25 protein-coding genes are annotated in these 23740 nt (G+C 70.9%); 13 read left to right on the plus strand and 12 right to left on the minus strand.

Features of this window, described 5'->3' with window-relative positions; all coding sequences use genetic code 11:
* Positions 1–259: 259 nt before the first annotated feature.
* A complete protein-coding gene (locus LGR69_RS23205) occupies positions 260–1645 on the minus strand; it encodes a CoA transferase (protein ID WP_230367478.1) in 1386 nt (461 codons plus the stop codon).
* A gap of 87 nt (positions 1646–1732) precedes the next feature.
* Between LGR69_RS23205 and LGR69_RS23210 the strand changes: the two genes are divergently transcribed.
* The 5 genes from LGR69_RS23210 to LGR69_RS23230 all read left to right on the plus strand — a co-directional run bounded on the left by LGR69_RS23210 (position 1733) and on the right by LGR69_RS23230 (position 7031).
* Positions 1733–3370, plus strand: coding sequence for an ABC transporter ATP-binding protein (locus tag LGR69_RS23210; RefSeq protein ID WP_230367479.1), 1638 nt, complete (start codon positions 1733–1735; stop codon positions 3368–3370).
* A 1-nt stretch (position 3371) separates the two neighbouring features.
* A complete protein-coding gene (locus tag LGR69_RS23215; protein WP_230367480.1) occupies positions 3372–4592 on the plus strand; it encodes a phosphopentomutase in 1221 nt (406 codons plus the stop codon).
* Between the two features lie 11 nt (positions 4593–4603).
* Entirely contained in the window at positions 4604–4795 is a 192-nt protein-coding gene (locus LGR69_RS23220) for a DUF1192 domain-containing protein (protein ID WP_007564690.1), read from the plus strand.
* A 5-nt stretch (positions 4796–4800) separates the two neighbouring features.
* On the plus strand, positions 4801–6099 hold the full coding sequence (locus LGR69_RS23225; RefSeq protein ID WP_230367481.1) for a leucine-rich repeat-containing protein kinase family protein: 1299 nt from the start codon (positions 4801–4803) through the stop codon (positions 6097–6099).
* 98 nt (positions 6100–6197) lie between these two features.
* A complete protein-coding gene (locus LGR69_RS23230) occupies positions 6198–7031 on the plus strand; it encodes a class I SAM-dependent methyltransferase (RefSeq protein ID WP_230367482.1) in 834 nt (277 codons plus the stop codon).
* Positions 7032–7147: 116 nt separating this feature from the next.
* Here the strand turns inward: LGR69_RS23230 and LGR69_RS23235 are convergent, their stop codons facing one another.
* From LGR69_RS23235 to fliL, 5 genes are all read right to left on the minus strand, one after another.
* Positions 7148–7978: an FkbM family methyltransferase gene (locus LGR69_RS23235; protein WP_230367483.1), complete on the minus strand. Its 831-nt coding sequence runs from the start codon at positions 7976–7978 to the stop codon at positions 7148–7150.
* A gap of 306 nt (positions 7979–8284) precedes the next feature.
* Positions 8285–9175, minus strand: coding sequence for a MotE family protein (locus LGR69_RS23240; protein WP_230367484.1), 891 nt, complete (start codon positions 9173–9175; stop codon positions 8285–8287).
* Positions 9172–9681, minus strand: a complete 510-nt coding sequence (locus LGR69_RS23245; protein ID WP_230367485.1) for a DUF6468 domain-containing protein — start codon at positions 9679–9681, stop codon at positions 9172–9174. The genes LGR69_RS23240 and LGR69_RS23245 overlap by 4 nt, the downstream gene beginning before the upstream one ends.
* A 19-nt stretch (positions 9682–9700) precedes the next feature.
* Positions 9701–10915, minus strand: a complete 1215-nt coding sequence (gene fliM / locus LGR69_RS23250; protein WP_007564697.1) for a flagellar motor switch protein FliM — start codon at positions 10913–10915, stop codon at positions 9701–9703.
* 55 nt (positions 10916–10970) lie between these two features.
* Positions 10971–11537, minus strand: coding sequence for a flagellar basal body-associated protein FliL (gene fliL, locus LGR69_RS23255; protein WP_230367486.1), 567 nt, complete (start codon positions 11535–11537; stop codon positions 10971–10973).
* Positions 11538–11794: 257 nt separating this feature from the next.
* Here fliL and flgF point away from each other — a divergent pair, with 257 nt between their 5' ends.
* From flgF to flgH, 4 genes are read left to right on the plus strand one after another with little or no spacing between them, the layout of a single operon-like run.
* Positions 11795–12535 (plus strand): flagellar basal-body rod protein FlgF, encoded by a 741-nt coding sequence (gene flgF, locus LGR69_RS23260; RefSeq protein WP_007564700.1) that lies wholly within the window; start codon positions 11795–11797, stop codon positions 12533–12535.
* Between the two features lie 13 nt (positions 12536–12548).
* Positions 12549–13340, plus strand: coding sequence for a flagellar basal-body rod protein FlgG (flgG, locus tag LGR69_RS23265; protein WP_007564701.1), 792 nt, complete (start codon positions 12549–12551; stop codon positions 13338–13340).
* Positions 13341–13374: 34 nt separating this feature from the next.
* Positions 13375–14532 carry a flagellar basal body P-ring formation chaperone FlgA gene (flgA, locus tag LGR69_RS23270; protein ID WP_230367487.1) on the plus strand — a complete coding sequence of 386 codons (1158 nt, stop codon included), beginning with the start codon at positions 13375–13377 and terminating at the stop codon, positions 14530–14532.
* A 32-nt stretch (positions 14533–14564) separates the two neighbouring features.
* Positions 14565–15314 (plus strand): flagellar basal body L-ring protein FlgH, encoded by a 750-nt coding sequence (flgH, locus tag LGR69_RS23275; RefSeq protein ID WP_007564703.1) that lies wholly within the window; start codon positions 14565–14567, stop codon positions 15312–15314.
* Between the two features lie 6 nt (positions 15315–15320).
* Here flgH and LGR69_RS23280 read toward each other — a convergent pair whose 3' ends face one another.
* The 5 genes from LGR69_RS23280 to LGR69_RS23300 all read right to left on the minus strand — a co-directional run bounded on the left by LGR69_RS23280 (position 15321) and on the right by LGR69_RS23300 (position 19613).
* Positions 15321–16619, minus strand: coding sequence for a Gfo/Idh/MocA family protein (locus LGR69_RS23280; RefSeq protein ID WP_007564704.1), 1299 nt, complete (start codon positions 16617–16619; stop codon positions 15321–15323).
* 83 nt (positions 16620–16702) lie between these two features.
* Complete coding sequence (locus LGR69_RS23285; RefSeq protein ID WP_230367488.1) at positions 16703–17077, minus strand: PilZ domain-containing protein; 375 nt, start codon at positions 17075–17077, stop codon at positions 16703–16705.
* A gap of 93 nt (positions 17078–17170) precedes the next feature.
* Positions 17171–17929 carry a phosphatase PAP2 family protein gene (locus tag LGR69_RS23290; protein ID WP_007564707.1) on the minus strand — a complete coding sequence of 253 codons (759 nt, stop codon included), beginning with the start codon at positions 17927–17929 and terminating at the stop codon, positions 17171–17173.
* 31 nt (positions 17930–17960) lie between these two features.
* Complete coding sequence (locus tag LGR69_RS23295; RefSeq protein ID WP_039903188.1) at positions 17961–18479, minus strand: 2'-5' RNA ligase family protein; 519 nt, start codon at positions 18477–18479, stop codon at positions 17961–17963.
* A 27-nt stretch (positions 18480–18506) separates the two neighbouring features.
* Positions 18507–19613, minus strand: coding sequence for an SPL family radical SAM protein (locus LGR69_RS23300; RefSeq protein WP_122160406.1), 1107 nt, complete (start codon positions 19611–19613; stop codon positions 18507–18509).
* Positions 19614–19806: 193 nt separating this feature from the next.
* On the opposite strand from LGR69_RS23300, the gene LGR69_RS23305 reads away from it, so the two are divergent.
* Entirely contained in the window at positions 19807–20757 is a 951-nt protein-coding gene (locus LGR69_RS23305) for an alginate O-acetyltransferase AlgX-related protein (protein WP_230367489.1), read from the plus strand.
* Here the strand turns inward: LGR69_RS23305 and LGR69_RS23310 are convergent.
* The gene (locus LGR69_RS23310; protein ID WP_007564713.1) at positions 20751–20975 is read right to left on the minus strand and encodes a hypothetical protein; all 225 of its coding nucleotides are present in this window, start codon (positions 20973–20975) and stop codon (positions 20751–20753) included. The genes LGR69_RS23305 and LGR69_RS23310 overlap by 7 nt on opposite strands.
* 235 nt (positions 20976–21210) lie before the next feature.
* On the opposite strand from LGR69_RS23310, the gene LGR69_RS23315 reads away from it, so the two are divergent.
* From LGR69_RS23315 to trxA, 3 genes are all read left to right on the plus strand, one after another.
* Entirely contained in the window at positions 21211–22185 is a 975-nt protein-coding gene (locus LGR69_RS23315) for a glutathione S-transferase family protein (protein ID WP_230367490.1), read from the plus strand.
* 93 nt (positions 22186–22278) lie between these two features.
* The gene (locus tag LGR69_RS23320) at positions 22279–22746 is read left to right on the plus strand and encodes a hypothetical protein (RefSeq protein ID WP_007564715.1); all 468 of its coding nucleotides are present in this window, start codon (positions 22279–22281) and stop codon (positions 22744–22746) included.
* Positions 22747–22818: 72 nt separating this feature from the next.
* On the plus strand, positions 22819–23733 hold the full coding sequence (gene trxA, locus LGR69_RS23325; protein ID WP_007564716.1) for a thioredoxin: 915 nt from the start codon (positions 22819–22821) through the stop codon (positions 23731–23733).
* The last annotated feature ends 7 nt before the right edge of the window (positions 23734–23740 follow it).

Here is a 23740-nt window from a genome sequence, read left to right on the forward strand (position 1 = left end):
ACGATAACAGACCTGAGACGCGCGGTGATGGCACGAGGCGGTTAATTCGAAACTCTCTGCGCCCAGAAAATCTTGCGAATAGGTCTATTCCCAGCGCCGTCCGGTCCGCCTCCGGTCTCTCCGGGGGAGCCGGGAAGCGAAGGCTGGATTTCGAAAACGGGATCTGAGGACGGCGCGCCACGGGCCGGAACCGGGCGCGGCCGGGCAGCAGGCCGGCCCGCGCCACCGGCCCGATCCCGATCCATCGCGAACCCGCTGTCTACCGCGCGCGGCTCCCCGGCTGCGACGCCCAGGCCAGCGCGTCATCCCCGAGGTTGCGGGCGGCCCGGTCCCAGCGCAGCGCGGCGCCGGCCACCGTCAGCGGCGGGCGCAGGCGACGGGCCGGGCCCCAGGAGGTCGGCTCGACCTCCGGGGCGCGATCCTCCGGCGTCTCAGGGGCGAACGCCGGCTCCGGTTCGGCCGGGCCGGCCGCGATCAGGAACGCCGCCGTCCGGGCGAGCGACAGGCGAGCCTGGCCACCGGTCCCGTCCGAGAGGCGCCGGGCCAGCAGGCGGAGCACGGAAGCCGCCATGAGGTAGCCGGTGGCGTGGTCGAGCGCCTGGACCGGCAAGGGCACCGGCCCCTCGGCCTGCCGCCAGGCCTGGCCGGCCTGGGCGAGGCCGCAGCTCATCTGGACGAGGCTGTCGAAGCCGCGCCGTCCGGCCCAGGGGCCGGTCCAGCCATAGGCGTCCAGCGACACGTCGATCAGGCCGGGGGCGAGCGCCCGCCGCGCCGGTGCGTCGTAGCCGAGGCCGTCCAGGGCGCCGGGCCGGTAGCCGTGGACCAGCACATCCGCCCCCGCCAGCAGCGCCTCGAAGGTCGCCCGGTCGGCGGCCCGGCGCAGGTCGAGGCGGGAACAGGTCTTGCCCAACGTCATCTCGGGCACCAGGGCCGGCTCGTCCCAGTCGGGCGAATCGATCCGCAGCACGTCGGCGCCGAACCCGGCCAGGAACCGGGTCGCCACCGGCCCGGCGAGCACCCGGGTCAGGTCGAGCACCCGCAGCCCCGCCAGCGGCCGCTCCGTCCGGGGCCGCCAGCGCGACGCGCTCCGGTCGGATCCCGGCGCGAACGCCACCAGGGGCTCGGCCGAAACCGCCCGGCCCTGGGGATGGGAGGCCCATTCTTCCAGCCCGCGCATCTCGGCCGCGCAGCCGCCCTCCGCCAGGACCGCCGCCTCCAGCTCCGCCTTGGCCCAGCCGGCCACCGCCCGCGCCATGCCGGCCCGGTCGGCCTGGGCGCCGAGCACCCGCTCGGCCGCCGCCCGGTGATGCGGGGCGTTGGTGTGGAGCCGGATCCAGCCATCCCGGGTCCGGTAGTCGCCGGCCACCGGATCCCAGGGCGCCGGCACAAGCCAGCCGTCCGGCCGCAGGGAGGTCGCGAACCAGGCGGAGGCGAGCCGGCGGTCCACCGCGACCTCTCCGTCGAGGCCTGCAACCTCCGCGAGCGCCACGCCGGCGGTTGCGATCGAGGCCGCGGCGAGCTCGGTGGCCCGGAACGCGGAGGGGAGGGCGCCGGCCCCGGTGATGCGCGGGGTGGGCGAACGCTGCGCAGAGCCTGCGCCGGGAAGGCGGGTCTGCGCGGCCAATGCGTCGACGAGATCCGGCATGGCGAGTCCCCGGGGCTGCTGGCGACGCGCATGATCGCGCATCCGCGGCCGGGTAGGCTAGGGTGCCGGCCGCGCTATAAGGGTGCCATGTCTGAGGCCGAAACCCCGCCGCTCCTGTCCGTCGAGGGCCTGTCCGTCGCCTTCCGCTCCCGCGAAGGCGAGACGGCGGCGGTCGATTCGATCGGCTTCACCATCCGCCGGGGCGAGACCGTGGCGCTGGTCGGCGAATCGGGCTCCGGCAAGTCGGTGACCGCCCTGGCGATCCTGCGGCTGCTCGACGGCGCGGCGCGCCAGAGCGGAAAAATCCTGTTCAAGGGCCGGGACTTGTCCAGCCTGCCGGAGCGCCAGATGCGCGACGTGCGCGGCGCCGACATCACCATGGTGTTCCAGGAGCCGATGACCTCGCTCAACCCGCTCCACACGATCGAGCGGCAGATCGGCGAGGTGCTGGGGCTCCATCGCGGCCTCACCGGCAAGGCCGCCCGGGCGCGGATTCTCGAGCTTCTGGAACTGGTTGGCCTGCGCGACGCCGAAAGCCGCATGGGCGCCTACCCGCACGAGCTCTCCGGCGGCCAGCGTCAGCGGGTGATGATCGCCATGGCGCTCGCCTGCGAGCCGGACCTGCTCGTGGCCGACGAGCCGACCACCGCCCTCGACGTGACGGTGCAGGCGCAGATCCTGGCGCTGCTCGCCGACCTGCAGAAGCGCCTCGGCATGGCGCTGCTGTTCATCACCCACGATCTCGGCATCGTCGAGCGCATCGCCGACCGGGTCTGCGTGATGCTCAAGGGCAAGATCGTCGAGGCCGGCGAGACCAGGGCGGTCTTTGCCGACCCGCAGCACGACTACACCCGCCGGCTCATCGCCTCGGAGCCGAAGGGCCGGGCCAACCCGGTCCCGGCCGACGCGCCGCCCCTCGTCGAGGCCGGCCCGCTCAAGGTCTGGTTCCCGCTGAAATCGGGGGCGTTCCGGCGCGTCACCGGCCACGTCAAGGCGGTGGACGGGGTGTCGCTCACGGTCCGGGCCGGCGAAACCGTCGGCGTCGTCGGCGAATCCGGCTCGGGCAAGACCACGCTCGGCCTCGCCCTGCTGCGGCTCACCGGCTCGGAGGGACCGATCGTGTTCCTGGGCCAAGCCATCGACGGCTTCACCGTCAGGCAGATGCGCCCCCTGCGCCGGGACATGCAGGTGGTCTTCCAGGACCCCTACGGCTCGCTCTCGCCGCGCATGTCGGTGGCCGACATCGTCGCCGAGGGGCTGATCGTGCAGGGCGCGGCGCGCTCCCGGGCCGAGCGCCGGGCGGTGGTCGCCAAGGCGCTCACCGATGTCGGGCTCGACCCGGTCGCCATGGACCGCTACCCGCACGAATTCTCCGGCGGCCAGCGGCAGCGCATCGCCATCGCCCGGGCCATGGTGCTCAATCCCCGCTTCGTCGTGCTGGACGAGCCGACCTCGGCGCTGGACCGCTCGGTGCAGGCGCAGATCGTGACGCTGCTGCGCGACCTGCAGCGCGAGCGCGGCCTGGCCTACCTGTTCATCAGCCACGACCTGAAGGTGGTCCGGGCGCTCGCGAACTACGTGGTGGTGATGCAGAACGGTCAGGTGGTCGAGGAAGGCCCCGCCGAGACGATCTTCGCCGATCCGCAGACGCCGTATACGCGGGCGCTGTTCAAGGCGGCCTTCGCCCTCGACAGCGATGTCGCCACCGAGCTGGAGCCCGCCTGACGTGGCCCGCGCCCTCCTCATCGTCCTCGATTCCGTCGGCATCGGCGGCGCTCCGGATGCCGACGCCTACGGCGATGCCGGCTCCGATACGCTCGGGCACATCGCCGAGGCCTGCGCGGCCGGACGCGGCGACCGGGCGGGCCTGCGCGCCGGCCCGCTGCGCCTGCCTTATCTCGCCGAACTCGGCCTCGGCCTCGCCGCCGCCGGAGCCTCCGGCCGCATCCCGCCGAACCTCGCGCCCGAGGGGGAGCCGCGCGGCGCCTACGGGCATGCCGTCGAGACGGCCGCCGGCAAGGATACGCCCTCCGGCCATTGGGAGATCACCGGCCTGCCGCTGCCCGAGCCCTGGGGCCATTTCCCGGATACGCGGCCGGCCTTCCCGCCCGCGCTGGTCGAGGCGCTGATCGCCGAGGGCGGCCTGCCCGGCATCCTGGGGGACCGGCACGCGCCGGGCGTCGCCATCATCGACGCGCTCGGGGCCGAGCACGTCCGGACCGGCAAACCGATCTGCTACACCTCGGCCGACAGCGTCTTCCAGATCGCCGCCCACGAGGAGGCGTTCGGGCTGGAGCGGCTCTACGCGCTGTGCCGCGTCGCGCGCCGCCTGTGCGATCCCTACCGGGTCTGCCGGGTCATCGCCCGCCCGTTCGTGGGCTCGGCGGAGACGGGCTTCCGCCGCACCGGCAACCGCAAGGACTTTGCCGTTGAGCCGCCCGGCCTCACGCTCCTCGACCGGGCCGAGGCCGAGGGCCGGGCCGTGGTCAGCGTCGGCAAGATCGGCGACATCTTCGCCCACCGCGCCACCGGCCGCGAGATCAAGCCCGGCGCCAACGCGGCCTGCCTGCAGGCCGGGCTCGACGCCCTGGCCGACCTGCCCGAAGGCGGCCTGATCTTCGTCAACCTCGTGGATTTCGACACGGAGCACGGCCATCGCCGGGATGTGCCCGGCTACGCCGCCGAGCTGGAGGCGTTCGACGCCCGCGTTCCCGAGATCCTGGCGGCGCTCCAGCCCGGAGACCTCGCGGTGATCACCGCCGATCACGGCAACGATCCGACCTGGACGGGGACCGACCACACCCGCGAGCAGGTGCCGGTCCTGGCCTTCGGCCCCGGAATCGCCCCCCGTTCGATCGGCCGGCGCGACACGTTCGCCGATATCGGCGCCACCCTGGCGGCCCATCTCGGGCTTTCCTGGGACGGCGCCGGCCGCGTCTTCCTGTAGGGAGCTGCACCATGCGCGACGACGACGACAGGCCCCGCAAGGCCGTGGCCCACGAGATCGGTCAGCCGCTCGATACGCTCTCGCTCGCCGACCTCGACGCGCGCATCGCGCTGCTGCAGGCGGAGATCGCCCGGATCGAGGCGGCGCGGGCGGCCAAGCACGCGGCTCAGGGCGCGGCCGACGCCTTCTTCAAGCGGGGCTGACGCTGTTGGACCGCACCGAAACCCTCGCGGCCCTCCGGCGCGGCGACCTGGCGGGAATGCGAGAGCTGCGGCTGCCCGACGGGCTCTCGGAATTTCCCCGCGAGATTTTCGGCCTCGCCGACACCCTGGAGGTGCTGGATCTCGGCCGGGGCAGTCTGACCGACCTGCCGGACGATCTCGGGCGGCTGAGCCGCCTGCGCGTGCTGTTCTGTTCCGGCAACCCGTTCGAGCGCCTGCCGCCAGTGCTCGGCGCGTGCCCGACGCTGAGCCAGCTCGGCTTCCGGGGCTGCGGCATCCGGGAGGTTCCGGCGGACGCCCTGCCGCGCGATCTGCGCTGGCTGACCCTCACCGACAACCGGATCGAGACCCTGCCCGACGCCCTCGGCGCGCGCCCGCGTCTGCAGAAGCTGATGCTGTCGGGCAACCGGATCGCGCGCCTGCCCGACGGCCTCGCGGGTGCGGACAACCTCGAACTGATCCGCCTGTCCTGCAACCGGCTCGACGCCCTCCCGCCCTGGCTGGTGCGCCTGCCGCGCCTGGCCTGGATCTCCTACGCGGGCAATCCCGCCGAGCCGGCGACGGAGCCCTCCGTCTCGACATCCGTGCCGTGGTCGGCGCTGGAGGTCGGCGACCTCCTCGGGGAGGGGGCCTCGGGCCGGGTCCACCGGGCGGTCTGGCACGCGCCTTCGGGCATGCAGGCGGTGGCGCTCAAGCTGTTCAAGGGGGCAATGACCAGCGACGGTCTGCCGGAGCGCGAGATGGAGGCCTGCCTCGCCGCCGGCACCCATCCGGCCCTCACCGGCGCCCTCGGCCGGCTCGTCGACCATCCCGACGGCGCCCAGGGGCTGCTGCTGCGGCTGCTCCCGGCGCAGTGGCGCGTGCTGGCCGGCCCGCCGAGCCTGACGACCTGCAGCCGCGACGTCTACGATCCGGCCCTGCGGCTCAGCCTGGACAAGGCCCTGCGGATCGCTCGCGCCGTCGCCGAAGCCGTGGCCCATCTGCACGGGCGCGGCCTGATCCACGGCGACGTCTACGCTCACAACACCTTGTGGGATGCCGAGACCGGTGCGGCCGTGCTCAGCGATTTCGGCGCCGCCTCGGCACTGCCCAGGGGCGCGGTCGGCGCGGCGCTGGCGCGGGTCGAAGTGCGGGCGGTTGGCATCCTGCTGGGCGAGGTGCTGGATTGCTGCGACGCGGCGCCCGATGCGTTGCGGGCTCTGGCAACGGCTTGCCTGCGGCCTAATCCAGCGCAACGACCCGGCATAGGGGACGTGATTGCCGAAATCCGACGGGCGGCAGAGTAAAGTTTCGTAAAAGTTCCCGCCGCCAGCGATCTTCCATTGCAAGCAGCGCCGCCGAGGGGCGATCTTGATCGTCCTCGCAGGTGACGGCAGCGCGTGTCATGGACGATCTCAACATCCAGTCTTTAGGAACCATTCCAGAAACACTGCTGATCCCGCTCGCGGCCCGGATGACCGCGCCCGATCGTCACCCGGATCTTCAGTTCCAGGACGCCGAAGCGATGCGGATCGGGACGGCACTCGGCTTCGATCCCGCGCGTTTCGCCCGGGATACCGGAAGCATGCGCGGGTCGGTGCTCCGGGCCCAATGGTTCGACCGGGTCACTGAAACCTTCATCGCGTCCCACCCGGCGGGCCTGTGCGTCAGCATCGGCTCCGGGCTGGACGACCGCCCGTCGCGGATCCGCTTGCCTGCCACCGTGGACTGGATCGACGCGGATTTCGCCGACGTCATCCGTCTGCGCGAAGCCTTGGTCGCCCGGCGCGCCAATGTCCGGACCATCAGGGTCACGGAAACGGAACCGCTTGCCTGGATGGACGAGCTCGGCTGGACGCCCGGGCGGCCGACCCTGGTTCTGGCGGAAGGCGTCTCGATGTATCTATTGCCGTCCGTGGGCGAAAATCTGCTGCGCGGGCTCGTCGACCGTGCGGCGCGCAACGGCGCCTTGCTCGAACTGGCTGCCGACTTCGCATCCCCGATCATGGTGCGGCAGTCGCGGCGAAACCCGAGTCTCGCCAAGACCCGGGCGTCGTTTCGCTGGGCGGTGCCACGCCCCGAAACCGTCGGCGACATCGCCCCCGGCCTCGCTGTGATCGAGGCGGTCGATATCACCCGGCGCTGCGGCGCGCTGGCTCGGATCATGGCGAGCCTGCACCGGCTTCTGACCGGCCGCCCCGTCTATTTCTGCGGCCACTACCGCTTCCGACCCCGTTGAACACGCTTGGCGGGTCCGCCGACCCACCGGGCGGCAATCATGCCGGTTGAACCCGAAGACACTGCCGGAAGCTGCCCGTCCCGATCTGTCGAGCCGATCGCAAGCACAGACGACGCTCACGCATCGGGCGCCGCGACGATCACCGGCGTCTCCTGCCTCAGCTCCTTGGAGACATACCAACTGTCCCACTGAGAGAAGTGCCGAAATACCCTGACATAGCCGTTCGACGCGAGAAGCGCGTCGATCGCGGCCTCGTTCCTGGGATTGTTCTCGACCGATATGACGTTGAATCTGCGGCTGAAACTGTAGGCCGACAGGATGTCGAGCTCGCTGCCCTCCGTGTCGATCGACAGATAATCGATGCGTTGCGGAGCCCCGTGCTCATCGAGCAGATCGTCCAGGGATATGGTCTCGATCTCGATCCGTTGGCCGCGGCTGCGCGTGTCAGCGAAATGATCGGCATCGGCATAGCGGGCGATACCGCTCAATTCGGGATCGCTGTCGTTGGTCGCGAGGAAGGTCACGGTCTCGTGCGATTTCGAGGAGACGCAACGGTTTTCGATCGCCGCGTCCCGTTCGGCCGCCAATGCGGAATGCCAGATCGGATTCGGCTCCGCGAGAATGCCGGTCCATCCGAGCGTCTTCTCGAGCAGCCACGTGTTGCTGTTCTTGATGCCGTTCGTCGCACCGAATTCTACGAAATAACCGCCCGTCTTCTCACCCAGCTCGAAACAGACCCAGAGATCCTGCAGGATCTGCGATTTCGAACGGGTCCTGCGCGCCAGACAATACCCGAGGAACGCAGCATCACGACTCAGTATGAGGCGCCGAACCTCTTTTCTATTGAGGCGCAGAGCGTTGAATAAAAGTCTTTGGACGGAGACATTGTCGAACAGCTTGTTGCCAAGACCTGCAACGCCAGACAGGATCAATTCCTTTGGAGCCATCACTATCCGGCCTAGATACATGAGTATACGCAGCGAGATAATGGCTCTTACTGTAATGTCAAGGACACGACCCTACCGCGTCCGGAAAGAGCTCAACCGGCTCGAGCCTGTCCTGCACCGGTGGTTCAAGTGGCCGCCCTGAAACGTTTGTGATCTTCAGGTGCTCGGCCCCGGGGCGCCTCGACCAGCGCCCGCTTCGCGCGGATCCGGATGCCGGGCGATCGGGCGTCGTCACCGCCGGACCGGACAGAGGGCCAGGCTCCGCGGCCGCCCAGCACCGTTCCGAAGACCCTGCAGTCGCCCCGCCTATCGAGCCGGCGGCGGCCCCGGATCGATCGCCGGCAACTCGTTCGCCGGCAGCCCTCCGCCGGCCTGGACCTGGGCGCCGCCGACGCCGCGGGCGCGGTTGGCCAGGGTCACGGTCAGGCGCTCGGCCGCTTCCGGCTGCATCGCCGAGAGCACTTCGGACATCTTGCGCGGGTTCATGGCCAGGACGATCGGCACCAGGACGTCGTGCCCCAGGCGGTCGAACACCCGGGCGGCATCCTTGGGCTTCATCGTCTCGTACATCGTGACGATGTTCTTGAGCCCCTGCTTCTCGGCCTCCTCCCGGGCCTTGGCGGCCGCATCGACCTTCTCCTCGGCCTGCTTCAGGTCGCCGAGCCCGGTCTCGAGCTTGCGCTCGGCCTCGTTGAGCATCTTCTCGCGCAACTCCAGCTCGTCGTTCCTCTGGCGCAGCGCATCGCGACGGGCGCCGAGCTTCTCCAGCAGCGCGCGCTCGGTCGGGGAGCCCGAGCCCGCCTTCGCCGGCTCTGGGGCGGGCGGCTCCGGGGGCTTCTCGGCCGGCGCCGCGGGCGCCTCGTCCTTGGCCCCGACCGAGCCGGTGGTCACGGGATCGATCGGCTCGTAGCCGGTGCGGGCGCGGGCCACCGCCCGGCTGTACTCGGGCAGGGTGCCGGCCCCCGGCAGGCCGACCTGCACCAGGGTGAGCAGCTTGAGCACCAGCAGGCCCCCGGCCGCGATCGCCACGGCATCGATCAGGCGCAGCCGCATCGTCCGCACCGGCTTCAGGCGCGGGCGGCGCAGGGCCGTGGCCGGCCGTTGCGCCGCCGGCGTGGGCTTGGGCTTGGGCTTGGGCTTGGGCGCCGGCGGGATCTTCGGGGCCGGCGGGATCTTCGGGGCCGGTACGCCGGTCATGCGGCGCGCGCCCGAACACGGGCGAGGGCGCGCTCGCTCATCGCGAGGGCGGCCGCGGCGGCGGCGCCGAGGCGCTCGCCGTTCGGGCTCGCGGGTTCCGGCCGTTGCGCCACGGGCGCCACGGGCGCCTCGGGGACCGGCCGCGGGGCGGGCGGCGGCTCGGCGCGGACCGGCACCGCGCGCATCTGCGCCACGATCGCGCCGATGCGCATCACCACGGTCTCCCCGGCCTCGACCTGGGCAGCCAGCTCGGCCGCGCGGGCGGTGGCGGCGTCGATGCGCGTGGTGAGCGTGCGGTCGCCGTCGTCGATCGCCGAGCGCAGGCCCGCGATGGCGCGCTCGGCCGTGCCGGTGGCCACCATCAGGTCGCCGATGGTCTGGCGCAGCGCCGCCTCGTCGCCCTTGAGCTGGCTGATCCGGCGGGACAGACGCAGGCACGTGACGATCGTGGCCGCCAGGAGGACGGCGACCAGGATGTCGGCGGCGAGCGTGACGAAGAGACTCATGATCCGGACCTATCGCACGCTAAACGTCAGTGTGGCTGTTCATCGAGGCCTCGTAGGCCTGGATGGTCGTGCGCGAGCGGCGCAGGGGCCGGGTGACCTGAACGGCGATGTTGCCGTCGACCTGGCCGATCCGCCCCTGGGTCAGGGCCCAGTCGCCGCAGCGCACGGCGATCAGGTCTGAGGGCTTGGCGTCGAACATCAGGGTATCGCCGACCTTGAGGCGCATCACCTGCTTGAGCGGCAGCATCATCTCGTGGAGCACCGCCTCCATGGTGACGTCGGCCTGCCAGATCTCGGTGGCGAGGTGCCCCTCCCAGACATGGTCGCGGCCGAGCTTCTCGCCCATGAAGCTCTGGGTCAGCAGCTCCCGGATCGGCTCGATGGTCGCGTAGGGAAACAGGATCTGCAGCATGCCGCCGCGCCCGTCGACGTCGAGGCGCAGGCTGATCAGGATCGCGGCGTTGCCGGGTCGGGTGATGGTGGCGAAGCGCGGGTTGGTCTCGATCCGGTCGATGCCGAAGGTGACGGGCGAGAGCGGCTGGAACGACTGCTCCAGGTCGCCCAGGATGATCTCCACGAGCCGGCGCACCAGCGTCATCTCGATGGACGTGAACGGCCGCCCGTCGAGGCGGCTCGACGAGCCGCCGCGCTTGCCCCCGAGCAGGAGGTCGAAGGTCGCGTAGGCGAGGTTCGAATCGACCGTGACGAGGCCGGAATTCTCCCATTGCTCGGCGCGGAACACGCCCAGCAGGGTCGGCAGCGGGATCGCGTTGAGATAGTCGCCGAAGCGCACCGAGGTGATGTTGTCGAGCGTCACCTCGACGTTGTCCTGGAACAGGTTGCGCAGGGAGGTCGACAGCAACCGGATCATCCGGTCGAAGACGATCTCCAGCATCGGCAGGCGTTCGTACTGGACGACGCCCGAATCGACGATGGCCTGAACGCCCCCGGCCCCTGAGGCCGAGAGCTCGCGCATGGAGAAGCCAAGGACGCCGTCGATCTCGTCCTGGTTGAGCACCCGGTCGTTGCCGGCGAGCTCGGGGAGGTTGTCGCTCTCCCCGTCCTCGATCATCGTCGCCCATTCGGCGGCGACGTCTCCGGCGTTGCGCGTGGTGCCCTGCTCGGCGAGGGCCGCACCCCATTCCTCGGCGAGCGACGTGTCGCCGCCTTCGGCGCCCTGCTCCAGAAGGGCGGCCGACCAATCGTCTTCGGGAAGTTCGTCCTCGGGTTCCATCAGGCGCGTCCGCTCAAGGCCTGGCTCTCGGTGACCGTAGGGGTCATCGGGTCGATCACTGGACGATCACGTCCTTGAACAGCACCGCCTCGACCTTGGCGGGGTAGACGGCGACGTTGACGCGCCGCAGCAGCTCCTCGCGCAGCCGGTAGAGACCGGCTGAGCCTGTGAGGTCGCTCACGCGCAGCTCGCGCATGTAGACCTGGAGGGTATCCTCGATGCGCGGCATCAGGGGCTTCACCTCGTCCTCCACCCCGGCATCCTTCAGCTCCAGGGCGAGACGCAGCTTGGCGTATTTGGCCTTCTCCTGCGGCATGTCGGGGCTGAGGTTCAGCAGCATCTCGCGCATCTCGACGAACACGATCGGCTTCTTGCCGTCGGGACCGGCGCCCTTGGCAGCCGGACCGTGACCGCCACCATGGCCCCCGCCATGGCCACCAGCCCCGGCGGCCTCCTGGCCCTCGGCGCTTCCGCCCCGGCCCATCATCAGGAAGGCGCCGCCGCCGGCGCCGACCGCCAGGACCGCGGCGGCCACGATGATCATGAGCTTCTTCTTGCCCTTCGGGGCGGCGTCGGCGCCGGCCTCGCCGTCTTCGGCGGCCTTCTTGGGCTTCTTGGCCATGGGAAATAATGCTCTTTCGCGGATATCCGCGCGCCGGGTATGCTCGGATATCGAAGCATTACGGTTAACGTGTCGTTAAGCGGGCAAATCCTGCCGGGCCAGGATTGCCGCCACGCAGCTCCGGCCTGTCGGCAGGGTTACCGGCCAGTCACCTAACACCCTACATTTAAAAGAAAATTCGACGCCTAACGCGTTGGCACAGCGGATGCTGAATGGATCGTTGCCGCCACCGCGGCTCGCGAGTGTCAGAGTCCACGATGCAGAATGCCCTCTTCGTCGGCGTGTCGAGCCAGATGGCGCTCCAGCGCGAGCTGGACGTGATCTCCAACAACATGGCGAACGTGTCGACCACCGGCTTCAAGGGCCGGAGCACGCGCTTCCAGGAATACCTGATGCCGGTGGCGAGCGCGGATTCCTTCGCGCGGCCCGATCGGCGGCTCTCCTACGTCATCGACCAAGGCACCACCATCGATCTGGGCCAGGGCCCGATCGAGCAGACCGGCAACCCGCTCAACGTCGCCGTGAAGGGCGCGGCGTTCATCGCGGTCCAGTCGCCCCAGGGCGAGCGCTACACCCGCAACGGCGCCTTCGAGATCGACCCGACGGGCGCGCTCGTCACCAGCGACGGTTACAAGGTCGCCGGCGATGGCGGGCCGATCACCATCAACCCGCAGGAGACCGGTCTCACGATCGGTCTCGACGGCACCGTGTCGACCAATCTCGGCATCCGCGGCAAGATCAAGCTCGTCACCTTCGCCAACCCGCAGCGGCTGACCAACGAGGGCGGCAACCTCTACGCCTCGCCGGAGCCCGCGCGCCCGGCCGGGATCGAGGGGCGCCTGGAATCCGGCGCCCTCGAGCGCTCGAACGTCCGCCCGGTCATCGAGATGACCCGGCTGATGGACGTCAACCGCTCCTACGCGATGGTCTCGAGCATGATCACCCGCCTCGACGACCTGCGGGGCACGGCGATCCGCCGCCTCGCCGACGTCGCCTAAGGGGGCCTGAAAGATGCGCGCCCTCTACTCAGCCGCCACCGGCATGGCGGCCCAGGAACTCAACGTCCAGGTCATCTCCAACAACATCGCGAACCTGCGCACCACCGGCTACAAGCGCCAGCAGGTCCATTTCCAGGATCTGCTCTACCAGAACCTGCGGCGGGCCGGCTCCTCGACCTCGGAGCAGAACACCCAGCTCCCCGCCGGCCTCGCCCTCGGCTCGGGCGTGAAGACCACCTCGACCGCCCGTGTCATGTCGCAGGGCACGCTGAGCTCGACCGAGAAGGATTACGACGTCGCGGTCCGGGGCGAGGGCTTCTTCCGGGTGACGCTGCCGGACGGCCGCACCGCCTATTCCCGGGACGGTTCCTTCGACCTGTCGGCCACGGGCCAGCTCGTGACCCGCGACGGCTACCTGCTCGATCCGGCGATCACCGTCCCGCAGACCGCGACCGCCGTGACGATCAGCGCCACCGGCGCCGTCCAGGCGACGCTGCCCGGCCAGACCGCGCCGCAGGCGCTCGGCCAGTTCCAGCTCTCGCGCTTCGTCAACAAGGTCGGCCTCGAATCGATCGGCGACAACCTGTTCATCGAGACGGCGGCCTCGGGGCCGGCGATCAGCGGCCTGCCGGGGGCGGAAGGGTTCGGTAACCTTCAGCAGAGCTACCTGGAAGAGGCGAACGTGAACGCGGTCACCGAGATCTCGTCGCTGATCGCCGCGCAGCGCGCCTACGAGATGAACTCGAAGGTCGTGACCGCCGCCGACCAGATGCTCTCCACCACCTCGCAGATGTTCCGCAGCTGACCGCGCGTCCTGCCATCAACCCAGGTCTCCGATCATGTATGCCGGTTTCCAGACCCGCGGCGCCCGTGCCGACCTGCCCCTCGTCAGCACGGCTGCGGACGAGAGCGACCTCAGCCCGCTCGTCCGCCGGGGCCGCCCGCGGGTGGCGCCGCCCGGCGCCGCGGTGCTCTTGCGCGCGGCGCTGGCCTTCATGACCTTCGCGGCCATCGGCGCCCTGGCGATCCCCGCCATGGCCGAGCCCGGCCTGCAGCAGGGCGAGACGCAGAAGTCGCAGCCCCGGCTGCGCGGCGACGTGACGGCGCGGGGCGACATCCTGGTCCTGGCCGACCTCGTCGAGGGCGCGCCGGACAGGCTCGCCGCGCGGCCGCTGTTCCGCGCGCCCGCTTTGGGCGCCACCGGCACGATCCAGACCCGGCGCATCGTCGAGGCCGCGGCCGCGCTCGGCATTGCCGGCCTGGAGACCGGGGGGCGGATGCAGATCGCCGTGCAGCGCGCGGCCCGGCGCCTGGGGCCGCTGGAACTCGAGGCGGCGCTCAAGCGCGGCCTGGAATCCGGCTACGGCCTCGATCCGCGCAGCGTCGCGGTGCGCTTCGACGGCGACGGCCCGACCTTGCTGGCGCCGGTGGACCTCGCCGGCCAGGCTGCGGCCCTCGACCTGACCTACGATCCGCGCTCGCGCCGGGTCTCGGGCCTCGTCAGCCTCGGTGAGCGCCAGGCCTCGCTGCGGGTCTCGGGCGTCGTGATCGAGCTGCGCGAGGTGGCGGTGCTGACCCGGGCGCTCAACCGGGGCGATCCGGTGCGGGAGGGCGACCTCGTCGTGGAGCGCCGTCCCCGCGAGGCCGTCGCCAGCGACGCGCAGGCCGGGGCCGCCACGGTCCTGGGTGAAGTCGCCCAGCACGCGCTGCCGGCCGGAACGGTGCTGCGGGTCTCGGACACCGCCCTGCCCGAACTCGTGGCCCGGGGCGAGAGCGTGACCATCGTGTACGAGACCGCCAGCGTCAGCCTGTCGATGCGCGGCCTCGCCAACGAGGCCGGCCGGATGGGCGCCGTCGTCAACGTCGTGAACGTCGCCTCGAAGAAGGTGCTCCAGGCCACCGTGATCGGACCCGGCCGCGTCTCAGTCGGGCCCGGCCCAGTCGCCCAGCAGGCCGCCGCGGCCCCGCAAGTCCAGGCGACGGCGTCCCTGCGCTGATCGCCCATCCGATGCGTGAACGAGTTTCCCCGATGGCCAGCCGCCTTGTCCTGAACCCGCTCGCCGCCGCGTTGATCGCGGGTGCGCTGGGCGCCTGCAACACCGCCGACCGGCTGTCCCAGGTCGGCGCCACCCCGGCGCTGTCGGCGATCGAGGATCCCACCACCCAGCCCGGCTACAAGCCGGTGCGGATGCCGATGCCCGACGTGCAGCCGGTCTCCTACGCGCCGAACTCGCTCTGGCGCACCGGCTCGCGGGCGTTCTTCAAGGACCAGCGTGCCGCGCGCCTGGGCGACCTGCTGACCGTGAAGGTCAACGTCACCGACCAGGCCAACATCAGCAACGAGACCAAGCGTTCCCGGGCCAACACCGAGAGCTTCGGCCTGCCGAACGCCCTCGGCCTGGAGAACAACGCCCTCGGCAAGTCCTTCGGCGTCGGCAGCACCGCGCTCCTGTCGGCCACCTCGGCCACCGCCAACGATGGCGCCGGCTCGGTCCAGCGCGCCGAGACCGTGACCACCAACGTCGCCGCGGTGGTCACCCAGGTCCTGCCCAACGGCAACCTCGTGGTCGAGGGCAAGCAGGAGATCCGGGTGAACTTCGAGGTCCGCGAGATGGTGGTGGCCGGCGTGGTCCGGCCGGAGGACATCGAATCCGACAACACCATCGACTCGACCAAGATCGCCCAGGCCCGTATCGCCTATGGCGGCCGCGGCCAGATCACCGACGTGCAGCAGCCGCGCTACGGCCAGCAGATCGTCGATATCCTGCTGCCGTTCTGACGCGGCTCAGCTCGGCTCCTCCGGCTCCGGTCCGCGGGTCACGTCGAGGCCGGATCCGGCCCCGGCCGGCGGGCCGACCTTGACCGGGGCGCCGGTGCGGGCGGATTCGTAGATCGCCTCCATCAGGACCTGATCCTGCAGCCCCTCCTCGCCGGGGGTGCGGGGGCGCAGGTTCTCCTGGATGCACCGGGAGAAGTGGTCGATCTCCAGCGCGAACTGGTTCTTCGGGCTCAGCACCTTCTCGTCGCGGGCGCCGGACTTGCCGTCGCGATGGGACACGAACAGGCGCTGCCCCTCGTACGCGAAGGCGTTCTGCAGATCGATCGCGGCGTTGCCGGTGTGCAGGGTCAGGCTGCGGGCCTCGTAGACGCCGTAGCTCGACGTGCATTGCGCGATCACGCCGGACGGGAAGCGCATGGTGAAGCTCACCGTCTCCTCGACCTCGCGGAACTTCGGATCGTCGGGCGGCGAGTAGATCTGAGCCTGGATCAGCTCCGGCTCCTCACCGAGCACCGCCCGGGTGGTGTTGAGGCAGTAGAGCCCGATATCCGGCAGCGATCCGCCGCCCGCCAGCGCCTTCTTGAGGCGCCACTGTTCCGGCAGCCCGGTGGTCTGGCCGTTGAACGCCTGGATCATCCGCGGGCGCCCGAACTCCCCCGAGCGGGCGAACTTGATCACCGCGCGGTTATGCGGCTCGTACTGGCAGCGATAGGCGATCATCAGCTTGACGTTGGCCTGGTTGCAGGCCGCGATCATGTCGCGGCATTCCTGCGACGCCACCGCCATCGGCTTCTCGCACAGCACCTGCTTGCCGGCCCCCGCCGCCGCCAGGACGTTGTCCCGGTGCACGCTGTTGGGCGTGACGATGTAGACCGCCTGGATCGCGGGATTGGCCTTGAGCCGATCCCACTCGTCGTAGCCGTAGACCGCGTCCTCGGGCAGGCCGTATTGCCGGGCCACGAGCTTGGCCTTGTCGGGGCTGCCCGACATCACCGCGGCCAGCCGCGAGCGCTTGGTCGCCCCGAAGGCCGGGAGGATCTCGTCGAGGCTCAGCCGGCCGAGGCCGACTACGCAATAGCCGATGCGCTGGCCCGGGGGCTGGGGTGCCGGGCTCGGCGCCGGCGGCCGGTCGGCCTGACCGCGCCAGTTCGGGAACATCACGCGCCCGCCTTGGACCGCGCCGGTATCGGCCGGGATCGCCGGGCCGGGCTGGGCCGCCTGGGCGGCACCGCCGAGGCTCGCGCCGGCCAGCGCGCCCCCCGCGGCCAGGAGATTGCGTCGTGAGAGCCGGATATCGTCCGCCATGAGCCTCGCCGTGTCCCTGAATCCAGGCCGCGGCACCGAATCGCCGCGACGTGGGGCGAGCGTCCGCTATCGGCGCTGTCCCGTCAGTGAACGCAAGCCGGCGCCGGGTCGTTTCCGCCGAGCAGCGCGGCGCGCAGACGCGCGACCTCGGCCTCGCTGTCGGCGAGGCGGCGGGCGAGGGCGTCCGGCTCGGACGCCGCCTGGGTCTGCGCGAAGCCGAGGCCGATCGTTGCGCCCGCGCGCCAGGCGACGAAGGCCCGCCGGGTCTCGTTCCGGCAGGGGATGAACAGGTCGAAACAATCCGGCAGCATGGCGGTGGGCGGGACGCCGATCCGGGCGCCGCCGAGCGAGACATCCCGCACCACGCAGGCGATCTCCGGCAGGAAGGCTGCGATCCGGACGCGTCCGCCGAGGCAGACGCGGCGGCGGGCGGTTTGGCGACGCTCGATCACGATCATGGTCCTCGGCTCCCGGTCGCTCCGACAACCGCCATCGCGTCCGGATCGTACCCGGAGGTCCATCTTAACCTCCGGTTTACCTTAATTGCCCCGTCAGGCCGGGGGCGGCGGGTCCGGCGCCTCGACCTCGCCCCGCCGCTGGAGCTGGAGGGCGACGAACCAGCACAGCGACGCCCAGGCCGCGCCGATGCACCAGCCGGCCAGCACGTCGCTCGGCCAGTGGACGCCGAGATAGATCCGGCTGAGACCGACCAGCAGCGTCAGGCCGACCCCGAGCCCGAGGGCCAGGGCCTTCGCGCCCCGATTGCGATCGACCCGGGCGACCAGGGTCGCGAGGGTCAGGTAGGCGATGGCCGACATGGTGGCATGGCCGCTCGGGAAGCTCGCCGTGAACACCTCCATGCCATGGGGCACGAGATCCGGCCGCGGCCGCTGGTAGAACAGCTTCAGCACCGTCGAGACCAGCTCGCCGCTGCCGACCGCGACGAGCATGAACAGCCCGATCCGCCGTCGCCCCGAGACCGCCAGATAGGCCGCCGCCGCGCAGGTCAGGAACAGCACCGTGAAGACGCTGCCGAGCCCCGTGATGTCGCGCATCGTCTCCTCGAGCCAGGGCGGCCCGATCGGGTCGGAGAGGTCGGCCGGGTTGCGCAGGGCGAGCAGGATCTTGCGGTCCAGCGCCGCGGTCGAGCCCTCGCCGACCTCGTGGGCGAGGTAGAAGAAGCCGTAGCCGAGGATGCTGACGCCCAATAGGGCGACCAGCGGGCCGACCTCGTTCAGCCGCAGGCGCAGCCAGACGGCCATCGCGCGCCCGGTGATGGGATTGTGCTGGAGTCGAACCGGCGCCCTCATGGCGCTCCCTTCCCGGTCAGCATGACACCCATCAGGCATTCTCCCCGAAGGCCAGCGTGGCGACGGCCTCCCAGGGGCCGCCCAGATAGCGCCACAGCCGCGTCGCGGGGGCGGTGAAGTGGAACGGCGCGAAACCGGCCGCCAGGTCGGCGTGGAGGGCGCGCGCCTTGTCCGGGGTGACCTTGTTCTGCACCGTGACGTGCGGGCGCCAGCCCTGGCGATCCTGCGCGGTGAGGTAAGGCTCGAACGTGCTGGCGAGGCGAGCCCGGAAGTTCGCCAGCGATGGGGATTCGAGGATGTAGGCGACGCCGCGACCGGTGAAGCGCAGGCCCGTGACCGCGACGCCGGGAGCCGGCACCGTGCGCGCCAGGCTCGTCACCGCCTCGATCACGCCGCGCTCCCGGTCCCCCGGCAGGTGGTGGAACAGCGTCGCGTGGGCCGGGATGAAGTTCAGGGCTTCGGGGAAGTTGCGTCGGCGCTCGCCGTCGAAGCGCGCGAAGGTCGGCTCGTCGAAGGCGAGCGTCAGGATCAGGGGGGCCGCGTCATGCATGCGAGGCGACATGGCGCCCGAACCCGCTCAGGTCCAGTACAGCACCCGCGCGGCGGGCAGGTCGCGGGCCAGGCGATCGGTGAGATGCGCCCGCATCGCCTGCATCAGCGGCTTCGGGAAGACGTGCTTGACCGTGCCGAACTTGGTGCGCTTCTCGACCCGGTCGGCCTCGTCGAGCGGAAGGTCCGAGCCCGGATACCACCCACGCAGGACCGTCTTCGAGATGGGCGTGAACCGGTGGGTGATGAGTTCCACGGTCAGGTCCAGATCGGGGATCCCGGCGAGCGCGTCGGCGGCGTCGCGGATCAGGCCGGCATAGGCCGCCTCCCAACCCGCCACCGGGATGATCGGCGCGATGGTCAGGCCCACCGGATAACCGGCCCGCGCCATGGCGCCCATCGCGGCGAGCCGCGCGTCGAGGGGGTCGGTGCCGCCCTCGTAGCGCGCGGCGGGCCGGGCATTGACCGAGAAGCGGATGCGCGTGCGCCGGTTGTGCGGCAGGTCGAGGAGCGGCGCGACGGCGGCGAATTTCGTGGTGAAGCGCAGCTGCACCGGCGCGTCCCAGGCGCCGAAATGCCGGATCGCCGCCGAGAGCGAGCCGGTCAGGTGCTCGATGCCCAGCGGATCCGTGTAGCAGGACGCCTCGAAGGTCGTGCCCTCGTGCGCGCGCTCGGCCGAGACCGAGGTGACGGCGCCCTGGCCGGCATAGGCGGCGAGATTGTCAAGGATCGCGTCGAGATTGGCGTAGGCGCGGGTCACCGGCGGGCCCTGCAGCGAGCCGGCCAGATAGCAATACTGGCAATGGGCCGGGCAGCCTTCCGCGAGGTCGAAACGCCAATCGGCCGAGGGCGGGATCGGCTGGAGCCTGAGCTTGGTCGGCGGCGCCACCGTGATGGCGAGCGTCGCCTTGGCCGCGATATAGGCTTGGCGCGGATCGGCGTCGCGCAGGCCGGTGAGGCGGTTGGCCGAGAGCCGTTCCACCGGCAACCCCATCGCCTCGGCCCGGGCCACCATGGCCCGGCCATGGGCGAAATCCAGCGCCGCCGGGGTCACCAGCACCCGGCGCGGGCGCCAGAGCCGGGCCGGACGGGGGCGGTGGTCCGGATCGGGCCGTTCGGCCGGCGGGGCGGGCATCAGGGCTGGGGACGACGACATGCTTGTCGAACGCGTGCCCGCCGCGCCGGGTCCGGCCCAGGCGCCCCGGCCCGGTGCGGCGGAAGCGCTCGCCGCCGTCTTGGAGGCCGGCGCAGTCGGGCTCAAGCCGGCGCACGGGGCGCGGAGCCATTCCCGATTGCAAGCCGATCCGGAACGGCTCTAAAGCACGGCCATGGCTGCAGGCAGGGAGAGCGTACATGTCGGCCGCGACGGATGGCTGTTCCTCACCGGCGGCAGCAACCGCGTCATGGACCGCTACCGGGGCGGCCTGCGGCACTGGCTGCTGCTGCGCGGCTGGACGCGGCTGATCGCGGCCCGGGCCCGGCGGGCTGAAAGCCTCGGGATCCGCTGCCTGCACGTGATCGTGCCGGAAAAGCTCTCGGTCTACGACGACAAGGTCGAAGGGCTGCGCTACGACCCGGCCAAGGCCTCGACCCGGCGCCTGGCCCGGCGTCTCGCGCGGCACCCCGCCTATCTCGATTTGCTGGCCCCGCTCAGGGCGGGGCGCGACGGCCCGGTGCCTCTCTACCTGCGCACCGACACCCATTGGACTATCCAGGGCTGCCTGCTGGCCTATCGCGAGATCATGCGCGCCCTCGGGGCCATCCCGCCGGCCGATATCGGGGCGCGGCCGCAGGTCGTCTCGGAGGCGGTGATGGATCTCGGCGAGAAGCTTCGCGAGAAGCCCCGGGAACGGCTGGACCGCTTCATGCTGCAGCGCGACGCGAAGCGCGTCGAGGTCGGTCCGATGCTCGCCGCCTACGAGGCGCAGGGGCGGGACCGGGAGGCCCATGTCGGCGCCCATGTCGTCTACCGGAACGAGGCGGACGGCGCCGATCCGCGCCGGCTCGTCCTGTTCGGCGATTCCTGCGCGCATTTCGACCCGTTCCTGCTGACCGGGCTCCTCGCCGAAAGCTTCCGCGAGGTGCACTTCGTCTGGTCGGCGAACCTGGACTGGGCCTATATCGAGCGCGTGCGCCCGGACATCCTGCTGTTCGAGCTGGCCGAGCGCTTCCTGGCCCGGCTGCCGAAGGACGATTTCGACGTCGCGGTGGCGGGCCAGCGCGGGACCGGCGGGCGCCTCGCGCAGGTCAACGGCGAGACGGTCGCCCCGGCTCAGTAGATCGCCGGATCCAGCCGTGCGAAATCCGTGACGCTCGCCGCCTGATATTTGGCGAACGTCTCCGGCGCGCAGGCGATGCCGATCATCAGCAGGAGCAGGGTCGCGAGGCAGGCCAGCGTCGCCGTGACCACGTCCGCGTGCCGCCGAAGGGTGTGGATGATCAGGCACCCCAGGGTGAACAGGGCCGCCTCGGCGACGGGCACCAGCACGAACGACATCTCTCAGCTCCATCCAGTCTCCCGCCGGGCCGGGGTCGCTGCGGACGCGCAGCAGCGGGCGGGTGACCGGAAGATGGTCGATTATGTTGCACTGCAACAGAAGCGCGGGCGCAAGCCTGCATTGCGCACAACTCGTAAGCGGGCCGGAACCGAACCCAAGGACGGGGCGCACCCCTTCCCGCGGGCGGCTGGGCTCCCATCTCGCCACGATCCTCTTCTGGAACGGAACATCACCATGGGCCTCCTCGTCGACGGCGTCTGGCGCGACCAATGGTACGACACCGCCTCGACCGGCGGGCGATTCGAGCGCAAGGCCTCGTCCTTCCGCAATTGGGTGACCGCGGACGGCGCGCCGGGCCCGTCGGGGGAGGGCGGCTTCAAGGCGGAGCCGGGGCGCTACCACCTCTACGTCTCGCTGGCCTGCCCCTGGGCCCACCGGACCCTGATCGGGCGCGCCCTGAAGGGATTGGCGGAGGCGATCACCGTCTCGGTGGTCGATCCGCATATGGGCTCCGAGGGCTGGGTGTTCGGGGACACGCCCGGGGCGACGCCGGACCCGATCCATCACGCCAGCCGTCTCTACGAGGTCTACCGGGCAGCCGCCCCGTCCTATACTGGCCGGGTCACCGTGCCGGTGCTGTGGGACCGGGAGCGCGCCACCATCGTGTCGAACGAATCCGCCGAGATCCTGCGGATGCTGAACAGCGCCTTCGGGGGCACCGGCCCGGATCTGTACCCCGAGGACCTGCGCGCCGGGATCGATGCGATCAACGAGCGCGTCTATGACCGGGTCAACAACGGCGTCTACAAGGCCGGCTTCGCCACCGCGCAGGATGCCTACGCCGCCGCCTTCGAGGCGCTGTTCGCCGAACTCGACGGGCTTGAGGCGCGCCTCGACCGCGGCCGCTATCTCTGCGGCGACAGGCTGACCGAGGCCGATATCCGGCTGTTCACGACGCTGGTGCGGTTCGATGCGGTCTATGTCGGGCACTTCAAGTGCAACCGCCGCCGGATCGCCGATTATCCGAACCTGTCGAACTACTTGCGCGACCTCTACGCGCTGCCCGGCGTGGCCCCGACCGTGAACCTCACGCACATCAAGCGCCACTATTACGAGAGCCACCCGACTATCAATCCGACCCGGATCGTGCCGCTGGGGCCGGATCTCGACTTTTCCGCGCCCAACGACCGCGCCCTGCGGTTCGGCTAGAGTGCCGTCCGGTCCGGACCGATCGGCGCGCCTCCCTCGACAGGCCGCCCCAGACGCCTAGTTCGACGGAAAACGGAGGAGACCCGGCCCGCCATGACCATACGCCTGCGCCTCGCGCTGCTCTGCGCCCTGTTCACCGTGCCGAGCGCGGCGCATGCCCAGGCGGCGCTCCGGCTGGAGGGGACCTGCGAGAAGCTGGTCGTCGACGGGCGCGATCTCACCGCCACCTGCAGCACCGTGCTGGTCAACGCGGTGAGCCGCAACCGGACGAGCTTCGACTTCAGCGCCGCGGACGGCCAGACGCTGAGCTTCAGCGGCAACGGCGCCCAGCAGGAGGCCACCGAGGAGACCGACCCGCTGCAGCCGATCAACCTCGTGATGGTCGGCAAGGACGGCGCCCCGACCCTGGCGATCGGCGCCTGCCGGTTCTCCACGCCGGAGCCCGGCCGCACCGCGATCACCTGCGAGGCCAGCACCGCGGATGGCCATGCCTATGCGGGGACCTTCGTGACCGCCGCCAAACCTGCGGAGAAGGCGGCCCCGGGGGCACCGGCACGGTGAGTTTGGGCTGGTCAGACACGGTCCGAAGCCCCATCTAAGGCGCTCCACGTAAAAAGTTCCGAAGCCAGGCCAATGCTGAATGACACCCTCGCCGGCGGCGCCGCCCCGGGCGGCGACGCCGATGCCCTGATCAAGGACACGACCACCGCGGGCTTCCGTCAGGATGTCATCGCCGAGTCGATGCACCGGCCGGTCCTGGTCGATTTCTGGGCGCCGTGGTGCGGCCCCTGCAAGCAGCTCACCCCCGTTCTGGAGAAGGTGGTCAAGGCGGCCAAGGGCGCGGTCGCCCTGGTCAAGATGAACATCGACGACCATCCCTCGATCGCCGGCCAGCTCGGCATCCAGTCGATCCCCGCCGTGATCGTCTTCCAGAAGGGCCAGCCGGTCGACGGCTTCATGGGCGCGGTGCCCGAGAGCCAGATCAAGGAGCTGATCGATCGCGTCGCCGGCCCGGCCCAGGATCCGGTCGAGGCGGCGCTCGCCGATGCCGCCGCCCTGATCGAGGAGGGCGACCTCGCGGGCGCCTCCGAGATCTACGCGGCCGTGCTCGAGCAGCAGCCCGACAACGTGACGGCGCTCGCCGGACTGGCGAAGATGCAGCTCGATGCCGGCGAGATCGAGAACGCCAAGCGCGTGCTGGCCATGGTGCCGGAGGCCAAAGCCGCCGACCCGGCGCTGGCGGGCATCCGCGCCGCCCTCGAGCTCGCCGAGCAGGCGGCCTCCCTCGGCGACCTGTCGGGCCTGCAGCGGGAGGTCGAGGCCAACCCGGACGCGCATCAGGCGCGGTTCGACCTCGCCCTCGGCCTCGCGGCCGCCGGCGAACGCAGCCAAGCGGTCGATCACCTGATCGAGCTGCGCAAGCGCGACAAGGATTGGAACGACGACGCGGCGCGCAAGCAGCTGCTGCAGTTCTTCGAGGCGTGGGGCGTGATGGATCCCGACACGATCCGGGGACGGCGCAAGCTCTCGGCGCTCCTGTTCTCGTGATGCGTCA

The organism is Methylobacterium brachiatum (assembly GCF_020523825.1).
In the GTDB taxonomy this organism is placed as follows: Bacteria; Pseudomonadota; Alphaproteobacteria; order Rhizobiales; family Beijerinckiaceae; genus Methylobacterium; species Methylobacterium brachiatum.